This is a genomic window from Pantoea sp. X-Soil-ISGK-421 (assembly GCF_059730785.1).
In genome coordinates, this window is record NZ_AP035979.1 from 2,533,110 (window position 1) to 2,551,073 (window position 17,964).

The 17,964-nt window shown below is 58.0% G+C and carries 14 protein-coding genes; all 14 read right to left on the minus strand.

The annotated features are described in order from the left end of the window. Positions 1-57: 57 nt before the first annotated feature. Positions 58-1,374 (minus strand): 4-aminobutyrate--2-oxoglutarate transaminase, encoded by a 1,317-nt coding sequence (gabT, locus tag AC6I8K_RS11870; protein WP_483817682.1) that lies wholly within the window; start codon positions 1,372-1,374, stop codon positions 58-60. 114 nt (positions 1,375-1,488) lie between these two features. Continuing rightward, positions 1,489-2,622 carry a M20 aminoacylase family protein gene (locus AC6I8K_RS11875; protein ID WP_497827246.1) on the minus strand — a complete coding sequence of 378 codons (1,134 nt, stop codon included), beginning with the start codon at positions 2,620-2,622 and terminating at the stop codon, positions 1,489-1,491. A 7-nt stretch (positions 2,623-2,629) separates the two neighbouring features. Beyond that, entirely contained in the window at positions 2,630-3,556 is a 927-nt protein-coding gene (locus AC6I8K_RS11880) for a 2-hydroxyacid dehydrogenase (RefSeq protein ID WP_497826775.1), read from the minus strand. Next, positions 3,556-4,401, minus strand: coding sequence for a GNAT family N-acetyltransferase (locus tag AC6I8K_RS11885; protein WP_497826776.1), 846 nt, complete (start codon positions 4,399-4,401; stop codon positions 3,556-3,558). The genes AC6I8K_RS11880 and AC6I8K_RS11885 overlap by 1 nt, the downstream gene beginning before the upstream one ends. A gap of 153 nt (positions 4,402-4,554) precedes the next feature. Then, the gene (locus AC6I8K_RS11890) at positions 4,555-6,219 is read right to left on the minus strand and encodes an ABC transporter ATP-binding protein (protein WP_064739170.1); all 1,665 of its coding nucleotides are present in this window, start codon (positions 6,217-6,219) and stop codon (positions 4,555-4,557) included. Beyond that, entirely contained in the window at positions 6,216-7,067 is an 852-nt protein-coding gene (locus AC6I8K_RS11895) for an ABC transporter permease (RefSeq protein ID WP_483817685.1), read from the minus strand. The genes AC6I8K_RS11890 and AC6I8K_RS11895 overlap by 4 nt, the downstream gene beginning before the upstream one ends. Further along, complete coding sequence (locus AC6I8K_RS11900) at positions 7,067-8,020, minus strand: ABC transporter permease (protein WP_008109594.1); 954 nt, start codon at positions 8,018-8,020, stop codon at positions 7,067-7,069. Before AC6I8K_RS11900 ends, AC6I8K_RS11895 begins: the two co-directional genes overlap by 1 nt. Positions 8,021-8,182: 162 nt before the next feature. Next, entirely contained in the window at positions 8,183-9,787 is a 1,605-nt protein-coding gene (locus AC6I8K_RS11905; RefSeq protein ID WP_064739172.1) for an ABC transporter substrate-binding protein, read from the minus strand. Between the two features lie 155 nt (positions 9,788-9,942). Further along, a complete protein-coding gene (locus AC6I8K_RS11910; RefSeq protein WP_497826777.1) occupies positions 9,943-11,220 on the minus strand; it encodes an NAD(P)/FAD-dependent oxidoreductase in 1,278 nt (425 codons plus the stop codon). 14 nt (positions 11,221-11,234) lie between these two features. After that, positions 11,235-11,903 (minus strand): haloacid dehalogenase type II, encoded by a 669-nt coding sequence (locus AC6I8K_RS11915; protein WP_064739174.1) that lies wholly within the window; start codon positions 11,901-11,903, stop codon positions 11,235-11,237. A 30-nt stretch (positions 11,904-11,933) separates the two neighbouring features. Then, complete coding sequence (locus tag AC6I8K_RS11920; protein WP_064739175.1) at positions 11,934-13,403, minus strand: aldehyde dehydrogenase family protein; 1,470 nt, start codon at positions 13,401-13,403, stop codon at positions 11,934-11,936. Between the two features lie 358 nt (positions 13,404-13,761). Further along, entirely contained in the window at positions 13,762-15,219 is a 1,458-nt protein-coding gene (locus tag AC6I8K_RS11925) for an NAD-dependent succinate-semialdehyde dehydrogenase (RefSeq protein WP_497826778.1), read from the minus strand. A gap of 205 nt (positions 15,220-15,424) precedes the next feature. Beyond that, positions 15,425-16,384 (minus strand): HTH-type transcriptional regulator Cbl, encoded by a 960-nt coding sequence (gene cbl / locus AC6I8K_RS11930; RefSeq protein ID WP_008109354.1) that lies wholly within the window; start codon positions 16,382-16,384, stop codon positions 15,425-15,427. 268 nt (positions 16,385-16,652) lie between these two features. Further along, positions 16,653-17,570: a nitrogen assimilation transcriptional regulator NAC gene (gene nac / locus AC6I8K_RS11935; RefSeq protein ID WP_483817689.1), complete on the minus strand. Its 918-nt coding sequence runs from the start codon at positions 17,568-17,570 to the stop codon at positions 16,653-16,655. Between the last annotated feature and the right edge of the window lie 394 nt (positions 17,571-17,964).

Consider the following 17,964-nt stretch of genomic DNA (forward strand, 5'->3'; position numbering starts at 1 on the left):
GTTAAACCAGCAGGAGGTTTTCAAATTACTGCAATAATTTCAATGAGGAAGCGCTTTTTAGCCGAGTCGACCGCTGGCACGCGCCAGCGCGATATCGAAGATATGCAACGCCTCTTCCAGCTGCGAATCGGTGGTGACCAGCGGCGCGAGGAAGCGCACGGTGTTGCGATGAATACCGCACTTAATCAGCAGCAAACCTTCCTGGCAGGCGCAATCGAGGATTTTCTGCGTCATCGCCGCATCCGGCTTTTTCGTCTCGAAATCAATAATCTCCACCGCCTGCATAAAGCCAATGCCGCGCACATCACCGATGCAAGCGTACTTTTCGGCCAACTGCTGCAGGCGCGCATTAAGCTGTTCGCCGAGCTGATTCGAACGCGCCAGCAGGTTTTCGTTTTCCAGCAAATCCAATACCGCCAATGCCGCCGCACAGGCTAACGCATTACCGCCGTAAGTGCCGCCCAGGCCGCCTGGCAGTGGCGCATCCATGATCGCCGCTTTACCCACCACGCCCGAAATCGGTAAACCGCCACCGATGCTTTTCGCCACGGTGACCAAATCCGGCGTGATGCCAAGATGCTGGAAGGCGAACATCTTGCCGGTACGGCCAAAGCCGGTTTGCACTTCGTCGAGAATCAGCACAATGCCGTGCTGCTCGGTAATGCGGCGCAGCGCCTGCATAAAGTTAGCGCCGGCCTGCAGGAAGCCGCCATCGCCCTGCACCGGTTCGATAATGATCGCTGCCACACGTTCTGGCGCAATTTGCACCGCGAACAGCTGATCCAGCGCTTGCAGGCAGTCATCATCACTTACGCCGTGAAACGCATTCGGGAACGGCAAACGATAAATATCGGATGGGAACGGACCGAAATTCTGTTTGTAAGGCGTGGACATGCCGGTCAGCGTGGTGCCGAGCAGCGTACGGCCGTGGAACGCGCCGTCAAACGCGATGATGCCGCTGCGTTTAGTGTGCGCACGCGCAATCTTCACGGCATTTTCTACCGCTTCCGCGCCGCTGGTGAAGAACACACTTTTGAAGTCTTCACCGCCGCCGACCAGCGCATTCATGCGCCTGGCCAGCTCGATGTAGCCCGGATACGCTACCACCTGAAAACAGGCGTGCGACACCAGACCAAGTTGTTTAGTGACCGCGTTGACCACCGCCGGATGGTTGTGACCGACATTCAGCACGCCGATACCGCCGACGAAATCGAGATAGCGATTGCCTTCCACATCCCACACTTCGCTGCCTTTCGCCCGCTCAATCACCAGCGGGTGCGCGGTGACCACGCCACGTGGCACATGCTGCTCACGCGCGTCCAGTAACAGGTTGTTATCGGAATATGTTTGCTGCTCCGCCATGACATTCTGCATTTTAAAACCCCTTTCCACGTAACGTTCGGTTGGCTCAAGTATCGCAACCCGTTGGTTTCTCACGCTGCCGTAATCCGCCAGGCAGCGGCATTTCCTGTCAAAATCCCAGGCGTTTCAGCAGGGAAATTCTGCACCCAGCGCATGCCGGGCTAGCGCCGTTAACGTCTGGATGCCGCGCGGGATCAGCGCATCGTTAAAATCGTAAGTTGAGTGATGCAAAGGCTGGCTCGGCGCAGAGCCGATCCACAGATACGCGCCGGGACACGCCTGCAACATAAAGGCAAAATCTTCTGAGGTGAGCGCGGGCTGTTTGGCCAGCTGCGCCTGAATACCGGCCTGCGCCAGCGCGTTCAACGCCAGTTGCGCCATCGCCGGATCATTCACCGTGGCCGGGTAATAACGCAGATACGTCACCTCAGCCTGCAAGCCGTGTGCGGCGGTAACGTGCTGCGCCATTTCACGCAGACGATGTTCGATAATGTCCTGCGCCGCCGGACTAAAGGTGCGTACCGTGCCGGTGATGCTGGCTTCCGCCGGGATCATGTTGTGCGAGAAGCCGCCCTGCATGCGGGTTACGCTGAGCAAGCCGGGTTCGCAGGGATCGAGTGCACGCGCCACCAGCGTGTTGAGCTGCACCACCAGTTCGCTGGTCGCCAGCAAGGTGTCGCGCGTCAGGTGCGGCTGCGCGGCATGTCCGCCGCCGCCTTTGACGGTGATATCGAAACGGTCGGCCGCCGCCATGATCGCGCCGGGCCGCGTCTGTACTTCGCCGAGCGGCAGTTCCGGCCAGTTATGCAGGGCAAACACCGCATCACAGGGAAACTGCTGAAACAGGCCGTCATCAATCATCGCCTTTGCGCCCGCTTGCCCCTCTTCGGCAGGCTGGAAGATAAACACCAGCGTGCCGTCGAAATCGCCCTGCTTTGCCAATTCAATTGCCGCGCCCAGCAGCATCACGGTGTGGCCATCATGTCCACAGGCGTGACAGACATTATCCTGCACGCTTTTCCACGGCTGGCTGCCGTTATCCTGCATTGGCAATGCATCCATATCGGCGCGCAGGCCAATCATGCGCGGGCCGCTGCCGCGTTTGAGTACACCGACCACGCCGGTTTTACCGACGCCGCGATGCACCTCAATGCCGTGCTCGTGCAACAGCTGCGCCACGATGTCGCTGGTGCGCTGCTCGCGATAACCCAGCTCGGGATGGGCGTGCAGATCCCGTCGCAGCGCGACAAATTGTTCCAGTTGCATCTCAGTATCCCCGGTTACGATCGATCAGGCCGACCATCGGTTCGCCGCGCTGATAGCGGCGCAGATTGTCGAGTAGCGCGGCGACAGCGCTGTCGGTTTGTGTTTGACTGGCGATATGCGGCGTAAGCCAAATCGCCGGATGCTGCCAGAAGGGATGTCCGGCGGACAGCGGCTCGGGATCGGTGACATCAATCACCGCCGCACTGAGTTTGCCGCTCGCCAGTGCCGCCAGTAAATCCGCTTCATGGAGCTGCGGACCGCGTCCCACCTGCACCAGCGCCGCGCCGTCGGGTAACTGCGCAAACAGCTGCGCGTTGAGCAGTCCGCGCGTGCTGTCGGTGAGCGGCAGCAAGCACACCAGAATGTCGCTGTGGGCAAGAAAATCGCCCAGTTGATCGCTGCCATGCCAGCAGCGCACGCCGCTGATCTCACGTGGCGTGCGGCTCCAGCCAGCACAGTCAAAACCCAATGACACCAGCTGTTTTAAGCAAGCCTGGCCGAGTTCGCCCAGCCCCATCACGCCAACACGTCGCTGGCTAGCGGTGCGAACGGGATGGGTTTGCCACTGCTCGGCGCGTTGCTGTTGAAAGTAGCGCGGCATATCACGATGTAAGCCAAGCACCGCAAACGTGACATATTCGACCATGCCTTGCGTCAGACCGGGTTCGATCATGCGCACCACCGGCAAATCCGCCGGCAGCTGACGGAGATCGAACTGATCCGCACCCGCCCCCACCGACAGCAGCGCTTTGAGGTTAGGAAAGGTGCCCATCAGGTTTTCCGGCGGCTGCCAGGCCACCAGCAGTTCAACCTGTTCGGCATCGCCGATATCCGGCCAGATGTGCAGCTGGATATCCGGCGCGTGTTCGGCCAGCCAGCGCTGCCAGTGCGCGCCGCGCGTCGCTTCTGACTTGTAGACGATATGCATCAGGCCATCGCCTGGGTCATCAACCCAAACGCCTGCATCTCACCGGCCTGCGGTGACCACGGCGTTCCCCGAATCATAGTAGTGGGCGCATCCACCTGCGCCAGGCCCAGCGTTTCCAGCCAGCCCGCTAACGGCAGCGCGCCATCGGTATCAATACGCACGAACTCGCCGCGCAGGCCTTGCATCAAAGCGGAAATCAGCGTTTGCGCGCTGTCGCTATTCAGCGCGATCACCGGGCCAATCGCCCAGCCATGACCGAAGCGGCGCAGGCTGGCAAAGCCGTGTACGCGCTGTTCCGCATCCTGCAGCAACAGAGTTTGAGCATCGGTAATCAGGCTGTGAATCAACGCGGGACGCCACATGCCGTGCGCCTGATGATCGCGTTCGATCAGCCCATCGGCGTCTGCGGCTTGTGCATTACGCAGCGTTAAACCCGCCGGAATGGTGACGTTTGGCACCGCCGCCAGTTCACGCGTTTGGTGCTGCTGAATGTGGCCGGTGACCTCAAAGCCGAGTTTCTGGTATAGCCCTTTGCCCATTTCGGTGGCGTGCAGGCGGATGTTGTAATCCGGGAATTTTTCCAACAGTGCCAGCATCAACTGCTTGCCGATGCCGCGTCCCTGAAACTGCGGATTCACCACCACCAATCCAATGGTGGCCGCCTGCTCGCCCCAGCGCCAGCCCAACGCGCTGCCGACAAATTCGCCCTGCTCTTCAGCCACCACACCTTCGCCCAGCGCCAGCGCCTGCTGCCAGTCTTCGCGGCGATGCGGCCACTTGAGCTGCTGAGTGATGGCAAAGCCGTGTTCAATATCGTTTTGCGTCATGGCGCGTAGTGTGATCATGGTTGTTCCTTGCAAATGAGGTCGCCATAAATGGCGTGCACATATCGTAGCGGCGCAATTCATTGCGCGATAAATCGCGCCGCTACGGAAGGTGCGGTAATTTGATACGGCGCTTAACTGGTCGGCATTTCGCTTTTCATGGCGACCTGGCATTTACTCTGCCTTCAACACTTCTTCGTGCTCATCCAGCCAGCCCTGACGCAGCTCTGGCACCGCACGCTTCAGACGTTCAAAATACAATTCGGTGGTGGGTTTGTCGTAATCCGCGCGCGAAATCTGCGTGACAATTTTGCCCGACTGCATCACCACGATATCGTCACACACCGCGCGTACCGCGTGCATGTCGTGGCTGATAAACAGCACCGACAAGCCCAGCTCGCGACGCAGTTCGCTGATTAAATCCAGCACTGCCGCTGCAACCACGGTATCCAACGCCGATGTCACTTCATCGCACAGAATCAAATCCGGCTCGGCGGCCAGCGCGCGCGCCAGATTAACACGCTGTTTCTGTCCGCCCGACAGCGCCCACGGGCGTCGCCACAACACGGTGCGCGGTAGCTTGACCAGATCCAGCAGCTGATGCAGACGGCGATCGCGATCGGCGCCTTTCAGCCCGTGAAACAACGTCAGCGGACGCGTCAGAATCTGCTCGACGCTGTGCGCCGGATTGAGCGCGGTATCGGCCATCTGGAACACATATTGAATGCGGCGCAGTTCATTGTCCGGACGCTTATGCATATCACCGTTGATGTAGTGGCCATTGAACAGAATGTGGCCATGACTCGGCGCGTTAAGTCCAGCAATGGCGTGTGCCAGCGTAGTCTTGCCCGAACCGGACTCGCCAATAATGCCTATTGCCTGGCCTTTCCACAGCTTCAGATTGATATCTTCGAGAATGCGAATTTTCGGTTGACCATCACTGTCTCGCGGGCCATAACCGGCGCTGAGATCGCGCACTTCCATCAGCGGCTGCATATCCGCCTCAGCACAGGTCCAACTGCTGGGGCGCTCTTTCTGCCGCGCCGCATCCATCAGCAGCTGCGTGTATTCCGCCTGCGGTGCGCCAATTAATTTTTCAGTGGTGCCGTACTCGGCCATTTGGCCGCGCAGCAGTACCAGAATGCGGTCGGCCATCTGTGCCACCACCGCTAAATCGTGGCTGACGTAAATCGCCGTCACGCCACGTTGCGCCACCACGCGGCGAAACGCCTTTAGCACTTCAACCTGCGTCGTGACGTCAAGCGCGGTGGTCGGTTCGTCAAGGATCACCACATCCGGATCGCCAATCAGCGCCATCGCCGTCATCAGGCGTTGCAGCTGACCGCCGGAGACCTGGTGCGGAAAGCGATCGCCGATGGTGTCAGGATTGGGCAGCGCCAGCTCGCGGAACAGCGCAATCGCCTTCTGTTTCGCGTCTTTGCGCTTCATGGTGCCGTGGATCACCACCGGCTCAATCACCTGATCGAGAATGCGCATACCGGGATTAAACGACGCCGCCGCACTCTGTGCGATGTAGGCCACTTTGTTGCCGCGAAACGCGCGCAGCTGGCCCGGCGACAGGCTGCGCACATCGGTGCCAGCCATGTGAATATTACCGTCGGCGATGCGGCAGCCGTGACGCGCATAGCCCATCAGCGCCATGGCGATGGTGGTTTTGCCGGAGCCGGATTCACCAATCAGCGCCAGCACTTCACCCTTCTGCACTGTGAAACGAATATCAGAAACCAGATCGATCTCTTCACCTTTGTCGGTTTGCGCGGTGACGCGCAGGTTCTCAACCGCGATCACCGGCATGGCGGTATGTGGCGTCACGTTCATGCTCCCTCCTTCGCCAGCGTCAACGGACGCATCTGCTGCAGGCTGTCAATAAACAGGTTAGCGCCAATCGTCAGGCTGGCGATGGCCACGGCCGGCATCAGCACCGCAGGTGAGCCGTTGAACAAGCCTTGCAGGTTCTCACGCACCAGGGTGCCCCAATCGGCATACGGCGGTTGCACGCCGAGGCCGAGGAAGCTCAATCCGCTTAGCAGCAACACAATGTAGACAAAGCGCAGGCCAAAGTCGGTGAGCATCGGATGCACCATGTTGGGCAGAATGTCGTGGATCGCCACGTACCAGCGGCTTTCACCGCGTAAACGCGACGCGCGCACGTAATCCATATTGCGCAGGCTGCTGGCCATGGCGAAGGCGATACGGAACGCGCCGGGCCAGTAGGTAAAGATGGCGGTAAGAATCAGCATCGGTAGCGATGAACCGAACACCGCGACAATCATCAGCGACAGCACTTTGCCTGGCAGCACCAGCAGCGCATCGTTAACGCGTCCGAGCAACTCTTCTAGCCAGCGCCCGGCGACCGCCGCCAGCAGTGCCAGTAATGTACCGATGATGCTGGCGCACAGCGCGGCGGTCAGCGCCAGGCCGATGGAAAATTTCGCGCCATACAGAATGCGACTGAGGATATCGCGCCCAAGGTAATCCGTGCCGAGCACGTTGGCAGACGTCATGCCACCGAGCATCGGCCCGCCGCCGATATCTTCGACATTGTGCGGTGCCAGTTGCGTACCAAATAGCGCCATCAGCAGCCAAAACAGCGAGATCAGCAGTCCAATACGGCCCGAAAGCGATAGCGACTGAAACAGACGGACAGGCAGCAGTAACGTATTCATCAGCTTCTCCATTTCGGGTTAAAAGCGATAGTGAGAATATCCGCCGCCAGCAGCAGCACCAGATAACAGGCGGCGAACAGCATCACGCACAGCTGCACCACCGGCAGATCGCGGTTGCTGACCGCATCCACCAGCGCACTCGCCAGGCCGGGATAGCTAAAGATCGATTCGATGATGATCACCCCACCGAACAGATACGACAGGCTGAGCGAGATGGCGTTAGCAATCGGCCCAACCGCATTCGGCAGCGCGTGGCGCAACACCGCACGCAACGGTGACACGCCTTTCAGCAGCGCCATCTCCAGATACGGGCTGTCGAGCTGGTTGATGATGGCGGAGCGCGTCATGCGCGCCATTTGCGCCACCAGCACGCAGCACAGCGTCAGCACCGGCAGCGCGTAGGCTTTGAGGTAGCTGATCACGTCCATGTCTGGGCTGCCGAACGACATCGCCGACACCCAATGCAGTTTCACCGCGAAGATCAGCACCGCGACTGTCGCCACCAGAAATTCCGGCACCGCAACGGTGGCCATGGTGCTGATCACCAGAAAGCGATCCAGCGCCGAGCCACGATTCATCGCGGCCACGATGCCGATAATCAGTGCCAGCGGCACGCAAATCACCGTGGTAATGCCGGCTAACTCCAGCGTGGCGGGAATGCGCTGCTCAACCAGCTGCAACACCGGCAGATGGCTGGCGAACGAGGTGCCAAAATCCCCCTGCAACATGCCGGTAAGCCAGGTGAAATAGCGCACCAGCAGCGGCTGATCCAGCCCCAGTTGCTGACGTAACGCCGCTACCGTTTCCGGCGTGGCGTTTTGTCCCAGAATCATCTGCGCAGCGTCACCGGGCAGCAGGCTGGTGATAAAGAACACCACCGCCGAGACGATAAGCAAGGTCAGGATGCCTGCGCCTGCACGCCGGGCAATCAGGAACAACATGTATCGGTTCATCGGCGATCTCCTTGTACGGAATCATCAGGCGCTGATTATGCGGTCGCCATGAATGGCGACCCTACGATGCGGTTTTGTAGGGTGCGCATTCATGCGCTCCTGCATAACCAGCCAATTTATTGCTTAACTGACAACCATTGCGCCATGAATGGCGACCCTACGTCAGGCATTCAGCCAGGCGAACTCATGGAAGCGATAGCCCATCATCATGCCGCTCGGCCAGGCTTCCACGCCCCCCACTTTCTTGCTGTAGCCATCGGTGGAGCTGATAAAGGTCGGGATGATGGTGCCGCAGTGATCGTAAATCAGCTTCTGCATGTCACCGTACATCTGCTTGCGTTTGGTCTGCTCGCGCTCACCGCGCGCTGCCACCACCAGTTGGTCAAACTGCGCGTTCTTCCAGCCCGATTCGTTGTTCGCCGCCGATGAGAGATAGAACTGCGAGAACAGCATATCCAGCGTCGGGCGCGGATTGATTGAACCGTAGCCGACCGGATCTTTGGTCCAATGGGTTGACCAGTAGCCGTCATACGGCACGCGGCGCACTTTGATATTCAGTCCGGTGCTACGCGAAACCTGCTGAATCAGCTGGCCGCCCTCCACCGAGCCTTCAATGTTCGGCGTGGTGATGATCTCAATCGTTGCGCCTTTCATGCCGGCCTTCTCGATATGGAATTTGGCTTTCTCGGCATCCAGCGGGCGCGGTTTGAGATCGGCGTTATACAGCGGATGCCACGGCGGCACCGGCGTATCGTTACTGATGTCGCCGTAACCCTGCAGCACGGTTTTCACCAGAATCTCGCGCGGCTGCAGATATTTCATCGCCAGCACGAAGTCTTCGTTGCTGCCCGGCTTGACGTCGGTGCGCACAATCAGGTTGGTGTACATGCCGGATTTACTCTCCAGCACGCCGTAATCGGCAGTCGCTTTGATGCGATTGCAGTCGGCGGCGCTCAGGGTGGAGACGATATGCAGGTCGCCCGACATCAGCGCATTGACGCGTGCCGCCTGATCGGTGACGCCCAGCAGCTCGACTTCGTCGAGATGGGGCAAGCCCGGCTTGTAGTAGTTCGGGTTTTTCACTCCGACGGAACGCACACCCGGCGTGAACTCTTTCAGCTTGAACGGACCAGTGCCAATGCCTTTGCTGAAGTCTTTGGTGCCGTCCTGCACGATCAGGAACGGCGCGCTGGCCAGCATAAACGGCACGTCGAAGTTGGCCTGGCTAAGTTCCAGTTTCACTTCATTATCGTTAACCGCGGTAAAGGTTTTGAACTGATCGGCCAGTTTGAAGGCGTTGGACGCGACGGCCGGATCTTTGTGGCGGCTCAGTGAATAGATGACATCTTTGGCGGTCAGCGGTTTGCCATCGTGGAAGGTGACGCCTTTGCGCAGTTTGATTTGCCAGGTGATGCCGTCGCTGGAGTCGATGGATTCCGCTAGCGCCGGTTGCACCGCGAGGCTTTTGTCCAGTTCGGTTAAACCGCTGTACACCATAAATTGACGGGTGTAATCGCCGCTGTTGTTGCCTTTAGCCGGGTCGAGCGTATCGGTGGCGGAGGCGTTGGACATGGCGGCGCGCAGCTTGCCCCCTTTCACCGGCGTGGTTGCCGCAAAGCTCATCTGCGGGAAAGCGACCAGACCGCTGCTCATCACCGCACCGGCAGACAACAACTTCATCAGACCACGGCGCGACATCGACCCTTCGGTCAACATGCGGTTCAGGGCCGGATTTACAGCGTCAGACTCTTTATCGAATTTACTCATCTGCACACCCTCAATATGATTTGTTGTTGATTTCGTTTTTCGAATTCCAGGAACGCAATGTCCCTCGCCAACATTGCGCAATAAATTGCGCCGCTACGGTTTGTGCACCTTGTTGTAGCGGCGCGATTTATCGCGCGGTTTTGGCACACGGCGTGTCACGACAACCGATCCTTGGCTTTGTAATACAGCCCCGCGAGGGGCAAAAACCACGGTTTACCGTGGTAACCGGGCAGCGCAGGCCAGGTATCGCGCTGCCAGGGGTTTTCGTTGCGTTTTTCCGCCAGCAGATCGGCCATCACGCGGCCCATCCACACCGACATCTGCGTACCGTGGCCGCTGTAGCCCATGGAATAAAACACACCGTCCTGTTCACCGGCGTGCGGCAGGCGATCGGCGGTCATGTCCACCATGCCGCCCCAGCAGTAATCGATGCGCGACTTGCCGAGCTGCGGGAACAGCGCGGTCATCGCCGCCCGCAGCACGTCGCCACTGCGCGTATCTGAGGTCGGGTTGCTGACCGCAAAGCGCGCGCGTCCGCCAAACACCAGCCGACGGTCGGACGTGGTACGGAAGTAGTTGCCGATATTCAGTGAGGTTACGTAGGTGCGATCGTTGGGCAGCACTTGATTGATCAATTCGTCGCCGAGCGGTTCCGTCACCACAATAAAGCTGCCGACCGGCACGATGCGGCGCTGGAACCACGGGAAAGGCCCGTCGTTGGAGACGCCGGTGGCCATCATCACTTTGTCAGCAACGATTTCGCCCTGCGCGGTGGTCACGCGGTGGCGATGGCCATCGAGACGGGTTAAAGCGGTAACGGCGTGATGCGGGTAGATTTTTGCCCCGCTGCGCGCCGCCGCTTCTGCCAGGCCAATGCCAAACTTGCCCATGTGCATCTGGCCGCCACGCTTCTGCAGCAGGCCACCGTGAAAGGCCTCGCTGCCCACTTCACGGCGAATCTCATCTTTGCTAATCAATTCAATTTCCGGGTCGACGGTGTCGCGCATCAACTGCCACGCGCTGCGCAGACCGGGAAAATGCGACGCTTTGCTGGCCAGTTTTAGCTTGCCGCACAGGCGGAAATCACAATCGATGTTTTCTTCGCGCACCAGCTGTTCGACATAGCTCACCGCATCGTCATAAGCGCGATAGAAGCGGCTGGCCTGCTCGATTCCCTGGCTCTCCACCAGCGAGGCGAAGTTCTGCGCCACGCCGGTGTTGCAGTGTCCACCGTTCCGCGCCGACGCCTGGCTCATCACTTCGCCGCTTTCCAGCACCACCACATTGATGCCGCTGCGTGCCAGGTTAAGCGCAGTCGAGATGCCGGTAAAACCGCCGCCAATCACCACCACGTCGGCCACGCCTGGCAACGGGCCAGTAGCTGCGCCGCTAAAGGTGGGTGCTGTGGCTTGCCAGAATGATTCGAGTTTCATCGCCGCCTCCGGGCTTAGAGTCCAACCACAGCGGGCAGACCGCCGATATTGTTGATTTCGGTGTATTCATACGCCGGATTGGCCGGATCATGACCGCGATTGACCCATACCTTGTTTTTGATGCCCATGTCGTAGCAGGTCATCAGGTCGTAACGCAGGCTGGATGAGACATGCAGAATCTCGTCCGGGCCGCAATTCAGCTTATCCAGCATGTACTCAAAGCCTTTCATCTGCGGCTTGTAGGCGCCGACTTCTTCGGCGGTGATGGTCATATGGATCGGCGCGCCCAGACGCGGCACGTGATGCGGGATCAAATCGTTCATCGAGTTGGTGAGCAGCACCAGCGGGAACGCTTTGGCCACTTCGGCTAAGCCGGCGGGGACATCGGGATGCGGGCCCCACGTGGCGCAGTCGGTGTAGATAAAGTCGCTATCTGCCTGGCTCCACTTCACGCCCCACTTTTTGCAGGTGCGCTGAATGGCATCACTGACCACGTCGTAATAAGGCTTCCACGCGCCCAGCACCTCATCAAAACGGTAACGGGCAAAATCGGTGGTGAACGCCCGCATCTCCTGCGCGGACACACGATCGTTGAAGCAGCGTTCAGCTGCGCCTGCCATGTCAAAATTGATCAGGGTGCCGTAGCAATCAAAGGTGATGAATTTCGGTTTAAACAGTGCCATGAAGCGACCTCGCGGTTGAGAACACAAAAATTAGAAATCGATTAACACGCTCTTCTGGCGCTGACAGGCCTGGAAAGCCTGACGTCCCAGATCCTTGCCAATGCCCGAGCCGAGGAAGCCGCCGGTCGGGATAATGAAATCGCCGGATCGCCCGTAGCGATTAACCCACACGGTGCCGGATTCCAGTGCACGCACCGCACGCAGCGCCCGCGGCAGACTCAGCGTATGTACGCCTGCGCACAGGCCGTAAGTTTCATGGGCCGCCAGCGCCAACCCTTCCTCTTCATCGTCGAACGGTTGCACGGTGAGTACCGGACCAAAAATTTCCTGCTGCACCGCCGGATTATCGTTGGCGACACCGCACAGCAGCGTCGGCTGCCAGAACCAGCCTTCGGCGGTGTCGGCGAAGCGTTCGCCACCCACCAGCACTTCAGCGCCCTGCGCTTTGGCATCGGCAATCACCGAAGCCACTTTGTTGCCCTGACGCTCATCGATCAGCGGCGCATAGCGGCTGCTCTCCAGCCAGGTCATGCCGGGACGCGGCTGCTGACAAAGCGCGACCAATCTATCCAGCAGCGGCTGCGCAATACCGCGCTGCACAATTAAACGGGTTCCGGCTACGCACGCCTGACCGCCGTTGGCGGTGAAGCCGCGCAGAATTCGCTGCGCCAGCACGTCAATATCACCGGCATCATCGAACACCAGCTGCGGGCTTTTGCCGCCTAGCTCCAGCGTGACCGGTTTCATGCCGTGCTGCGCCACATCGCCCATGATGCGTGCGCCCGTGGCGGTTGACCCGGTAAAGGAGACTTTGCGCACCAGCGGATGCGTAACCAGCGCGCTGCCGGTCACCGCGCCGCTGCCCTGCACGATATTCAGTACGCCCGCCGGTAAACCGGCCTGCACCGCCAGTTCGGCCATGCGCACGGTGGAGAACGGCGTCAGTTCAGACGGTTTCAGGACCACCGCATTTCCTGCTGCCAGCGCCGGACCGCATTTCCATGACGCCATCGACAGCGGGAAATTCCACGGCGTAATGGCGCCGATCACACCATACGGCTCAGCAATCAGCATGCCGAGGCTGCTTTCCTGGGTGGGGAACAGATCTCCGCTGTATTTGTCGGCGCACTCGGCGTAGAAGCGGATGGCTTCGGCGGTGAAAGGAATTTCGTGCTGGATGACATCGCTGATCGGGCGCGTTGAACCGAGTGATTCGAGCTGGGCCAGTAACGCATCGTTTTCAATCAGATCGGCCCAGCGCCGCAGAATTTTACCTCTGGCACGTGGAGCACAGCTGCCCCAGCCGCTGGTTTTCAACGCCTGATGGGCGGTGGTGACGGCGCGATCAACATCCTCAATCTGGGCTTCGGAGAGTTCGGCATAGACTTTGCCGTCGGACGGACGTTTAACGGCAAAACGCGCGCCCGCCGTTTTAAGATGTTGTCCGCCAATATAATGACCGGCAGGAAGTGAAACTTTTTCAGGGTCGAAACTTAACATGGAAAATTCCTTATTTGTTACACCCATCACAGACGCGCTAATTAACGATTTGCACTGCGTTTTTCTGTCACGCTAATAAGCTAATGCAGAAAGTATGCCAGCCCAATGAAAAATAAAAATGCGTAAAAAACAGCGCAAAAAAATTTTCTGCCGTATTGATGAGCGAAATTTTGCGTAATTGCCGAAGGAATAAACAGATGATTTACTTCACAAATTATGTGCATCGCGGCGGTGCATCTCGCATGAAACTTGCACTAAAACGGGGATAAGCGGGGAAATATGACGCGGAGCACAAAATAAAACAGCGCCGCGAACCCGAGGCGCTGTTTTCGTGGTCGCCATTTATGGCGACCGAAAATTAAAGACTGCCAATATGAAAGGTTTTTTGTTCCAGATACTCTTCAATTCCGTAACGCGATCCTTCACGACCTAATCCGGATAATTTAATTCCACCGAAGGGGGCGGCATCTAATGATATTGCACCGGTATTAAATCCGACCATGCCAAATTCTAATGCTTCTGCCACGCGCCATGCCCGGCGAATATTTTCGGTGAAGAAATAGGCGCCAAGTCCGTAAGGCGTGTCATTCGCCATGCGGATCGCCTCTTCCTCAGTGTCGAAGACAAACAGCGGTGCCACCGGACCAAAGGTTTCTTCATGTGCAATACGCATGCTGCTGGTGACATTGCCCAACACCGTTGGTGCGACAAAGGTGCCATTCGGCGCGCTGATGCCACCGTGCAGCAAGGTCGCGCCCTGGCTGAGCGCATCGTCGATATGGCTGTTAACTTTCTCCACCGCACGATCGTTGATCAGTGGCCCAATGGTGCTGTCCGGCGCAAAACCGTCGCCGACTTTGAGCGCCGACACCGCGTCCAACAAGCGTGTACTGAAGCGCTCATAGATGCCGCGCTGCACCAGAATGCGGTTAGCGCAGACGCAGGTTTGTCCGGCGTTGCGGAATTTACTCGCCATTACGCCGGGAATGGTGATATCCAGATCGGCATCATCGAACACAATCAGCGGCGCGTTGCCGCCCAGTTCCAGGCTCAGGCGTTTAATGCTGTCGGCGCTCTGCTGCATCAACAGCTGACCCACGCGGGTGGAGCCGGTGAAGGAGATTTTGCGCACCGTGCCGCTGGCGGTCAGCGTGCGGCCAATTTCAGTCGGTAAACCGGTGAGCACTTGCAATACGCCGCTCGGGAAACCCGCGCGTTCCGCCAACACCGCCAGCGCCAGCGCCGACAGCGGCGTGAGTTCAGAAGGTTTAACGATAATCGGGCAACCCGCGGCTAAAGCCGGTGCTACTTTGCGGGTGATCATTGCAATCGGGAAGTTCCACGGCGTGATCGCCGCTGCCACGCCAACTGGCTGTTTCAGCACCAGTATGCGGCGATCGTCGCTCGGCGCGGGAATGGTGTCGCCATAGATACGGCGCGCTTCTTCCGCGAACCACTTCACAAAGCTGGCGCCGTACAGCACTTCACCTTTGGCCTCCGCCAGCGGTTTGCCCTGCTCGGCGGTCATGATGATCGCCAGGTCATCGGCATTTTCAATAATCAGCTGGTGCCATTTCTCCAGCAGCGCGGCGCGCGTGGCGTTGGGCGTTTTGCCCCAGCTGACGCGCACCGACTCGGCATATTCTATCGCCTGCTCCGTTTCCGCCGCACCCAGTGCCGGAATGGTGGCAATCGGCTGCTGCGTGCCGGGATAGATCACCTGCAGCGTTGCGCCCTGATGCGCATCCTGCCAGCGACCGCCAAACAGCGCCTGTTGGCGCAGTAATTCCGTATCTTTGAGTTGAATTCGCGACATGACAATCCCCTGTATCTTCGTCATTTCACTGTAACGTGACGCGACAGCGCAGGATGTTTTTCTGCTGGAGGGAATGTTGATTGGCGTCTGTTTTGCGGTGGGAAAAGAAATTTTATGCTGTGTGTTTTGGTCGCCATAAATGGCGACCCTACGAATGTTTGGTGAGGTTTTGTGGGGTCGCCATAAATGGCGACCGGAAAGCAGCTTAAATCTGGAAATCGATTGCCGGTTCGTTTTCGGTTTCGTAGGAGAGCGCCTGACGTTTGATCTCCTCCAGCGACAGATTGGCGTTACACAGTTCGAGGAACTGCCACACGTAGTTGCGCTGCAGTTGACCCCGCTTCAGCCCAAGCCACACGGTGTTGGCATCGAACAGATGATGCGTGTCGATTTTTACCAGATCTTCACCTTCATAAATATCGCACGCCTGATCGGCGAGGATACCGACGCCAAGACCGAGTTCGACGTAAGTTTTTACTACGTCAGAATCCTGCGCGCTAAGCACGATATCTGGCCTGAGTCCTGCCGCCTGAAACGCACGATCGACGCGCGAACGGCCGGTAATCCCCTGACGATAGGTGATCAGCGGATAGCGACTGAGACTGGCAAGCGTCACCGGCTGATGCTGCAACAGTTCATGATCGTGCGGCACCAACAGTGAGTGATGCCAGCTGAACCACGGGAACGCCGCGAGACTGCTGTTATTCACCAGCTGTTCGGAGGCAATGCCGATATCGGCTTCACCCGCCAGCAGCATGGCAACGATCTCCTGCGGCGAACCCTGATTCAGTTCAAGACGGACGTTCGGATAGAGCTGACGAAACGCTTTGATCACGCGCGGCAGGCTGTAACGCGCCTGGGTATGCGTGGTGGCGATGGTCAGCACGCCGCTGGTTTCATTGGTAAACACATCCGCTAAGCGGCGTACTTTGCCCGCTTCATCAAGGATGCGCTCAGCAATGGTCAACAGCGCCTTGCCCGGTTCGGTCATGCCTAACAGTCGCTTGCCACGACGAATAAAAATTTCCACGCCCAGTTCATCTTCCAGATCGCGAATATGGCGGCTTACCCCGGACTGGGAGGTAAACAGCGTATTCGCCACTTCGGTCAGGTTGAACTCGCAACGGGCCGCTTCACGTATAATCTTAAGTTGCTGGAAATTCACACCCTTTTCTCCTGGTTCCTGCCCCTGTTTCGTCCATGTTATGAAGTTGGCGTCATGGCAACAAATAATAAAAAACGGTTTGTTATGCGGAATAGTAATAAGGGAGAGAGTTGACGGACGCCCTCATCCCCGCCCTTAGCCGTCAGCGAGCGAGGGAGTTGATGGAGCGAGTGGAAGGATAGGTCATTTATTTAACGGATAGGGGTGGGATCGGTTCCCTCTCCCGCACGCGGGAGAGGATTAAGGTGAGGGAAAATATGCGTTTAACTCATCCCACCAACATCAATTCACGATCCTCAACCGCTGGCTTGTTCAGCAGCGACAGCAGAATATTCTTCACTGCCTGCGCCGATGGCGACAGCGGCAGACGCGCCGAGATATTCAGCGACAATGGCAAATTCAGCGATGGGCTATTGATACGCGCCATCCACGCATGGGTTGAACTCACCAGCGCCCGCGCGGCTGATTCCGGTAACACCGTGACACCCATGCCGCTGGCAACGGCGGCGGTCAGCGTGGAGATAGATTCGATTTCACCGATGATGCGCGCGCTCAAGCGACGCAGCGAGAAGGCTTCATCAACGCGTTTACGCACCGCGCTGTAGTCACGTGGCAGGAACAAGCTCATCTGCGCCACGTCCGCCAGATCGACCGTCGCCCCCGGGCACGCCGTTGCGCCGACCAGATAGAGCTCTTCTTTCATCAAAGGAATACTGTTAATGCCCGCGGTTGGCGCACGGTCATAAAGCACCGCCATATCCAACTGACCGTTCATCACTTTTTCATTCAGCGACGTGCCGCTGTTTTCATGCAGATACACCAGCACATCCGGGAACTGTTCACGCACCGTTTGCAGCAGCGGCATGGTGAGCGTGGACGCCGCAGTGCCCGGTGCTAAACCGATGGAAACCTGGCCGTTCAAGGCCTGACCGGCGTTGATTACCGCCGTTTGCGCCTGTTCACACTGACGCAAGATGGTACGAGCATGAGCATAAAGAATTTTACCGGCTTCAGTTGGCGTGACACCGCGCTTGGTGCGGATCAGCAATTGCTGATCGAGTTCATTTTCCAGCGTCGCAACCTGCTGGCTAAGCGCAGGCTGCGCGATGTGCAGCACTTCTGCTGCCTGAGTCAGGCTGCCGATATCGACGATTTTTACAAAATACTTGAGTCGTCTTAAATTCATGTTGCCTCCGTCAATCCCCGAATACCCAGGTTGGGTGTTTCAGCCTGCTGGCTTATGGAAATGAAGTTGCAATATGCAGGCCAGGTTTGTTGGCAATACAAAATTGCGTAGCAGGATTTTTCCTAAAGGCACGGAAAATAAGCGTTTGTGATTACCTCAAAGGAGTTAATAAGCGTGTGCGATGACGCATAAGGATTAAGAACTCAGCCAATCGCACCATGATGGTGCGGAAAATGCGAGTCAGGTGTGCAAAAAAGTGATGACGCGATGAGCGGGTATGGTGCAGAAATAGCCGAAAAAGGGCAGAAATAGCGGTAACGAAACAAAATGAGCGAAATAGAAGAGGATTAACCAGCAGGAAAACTTATTCTCAAATCTCTGCGGCCATTAAAAA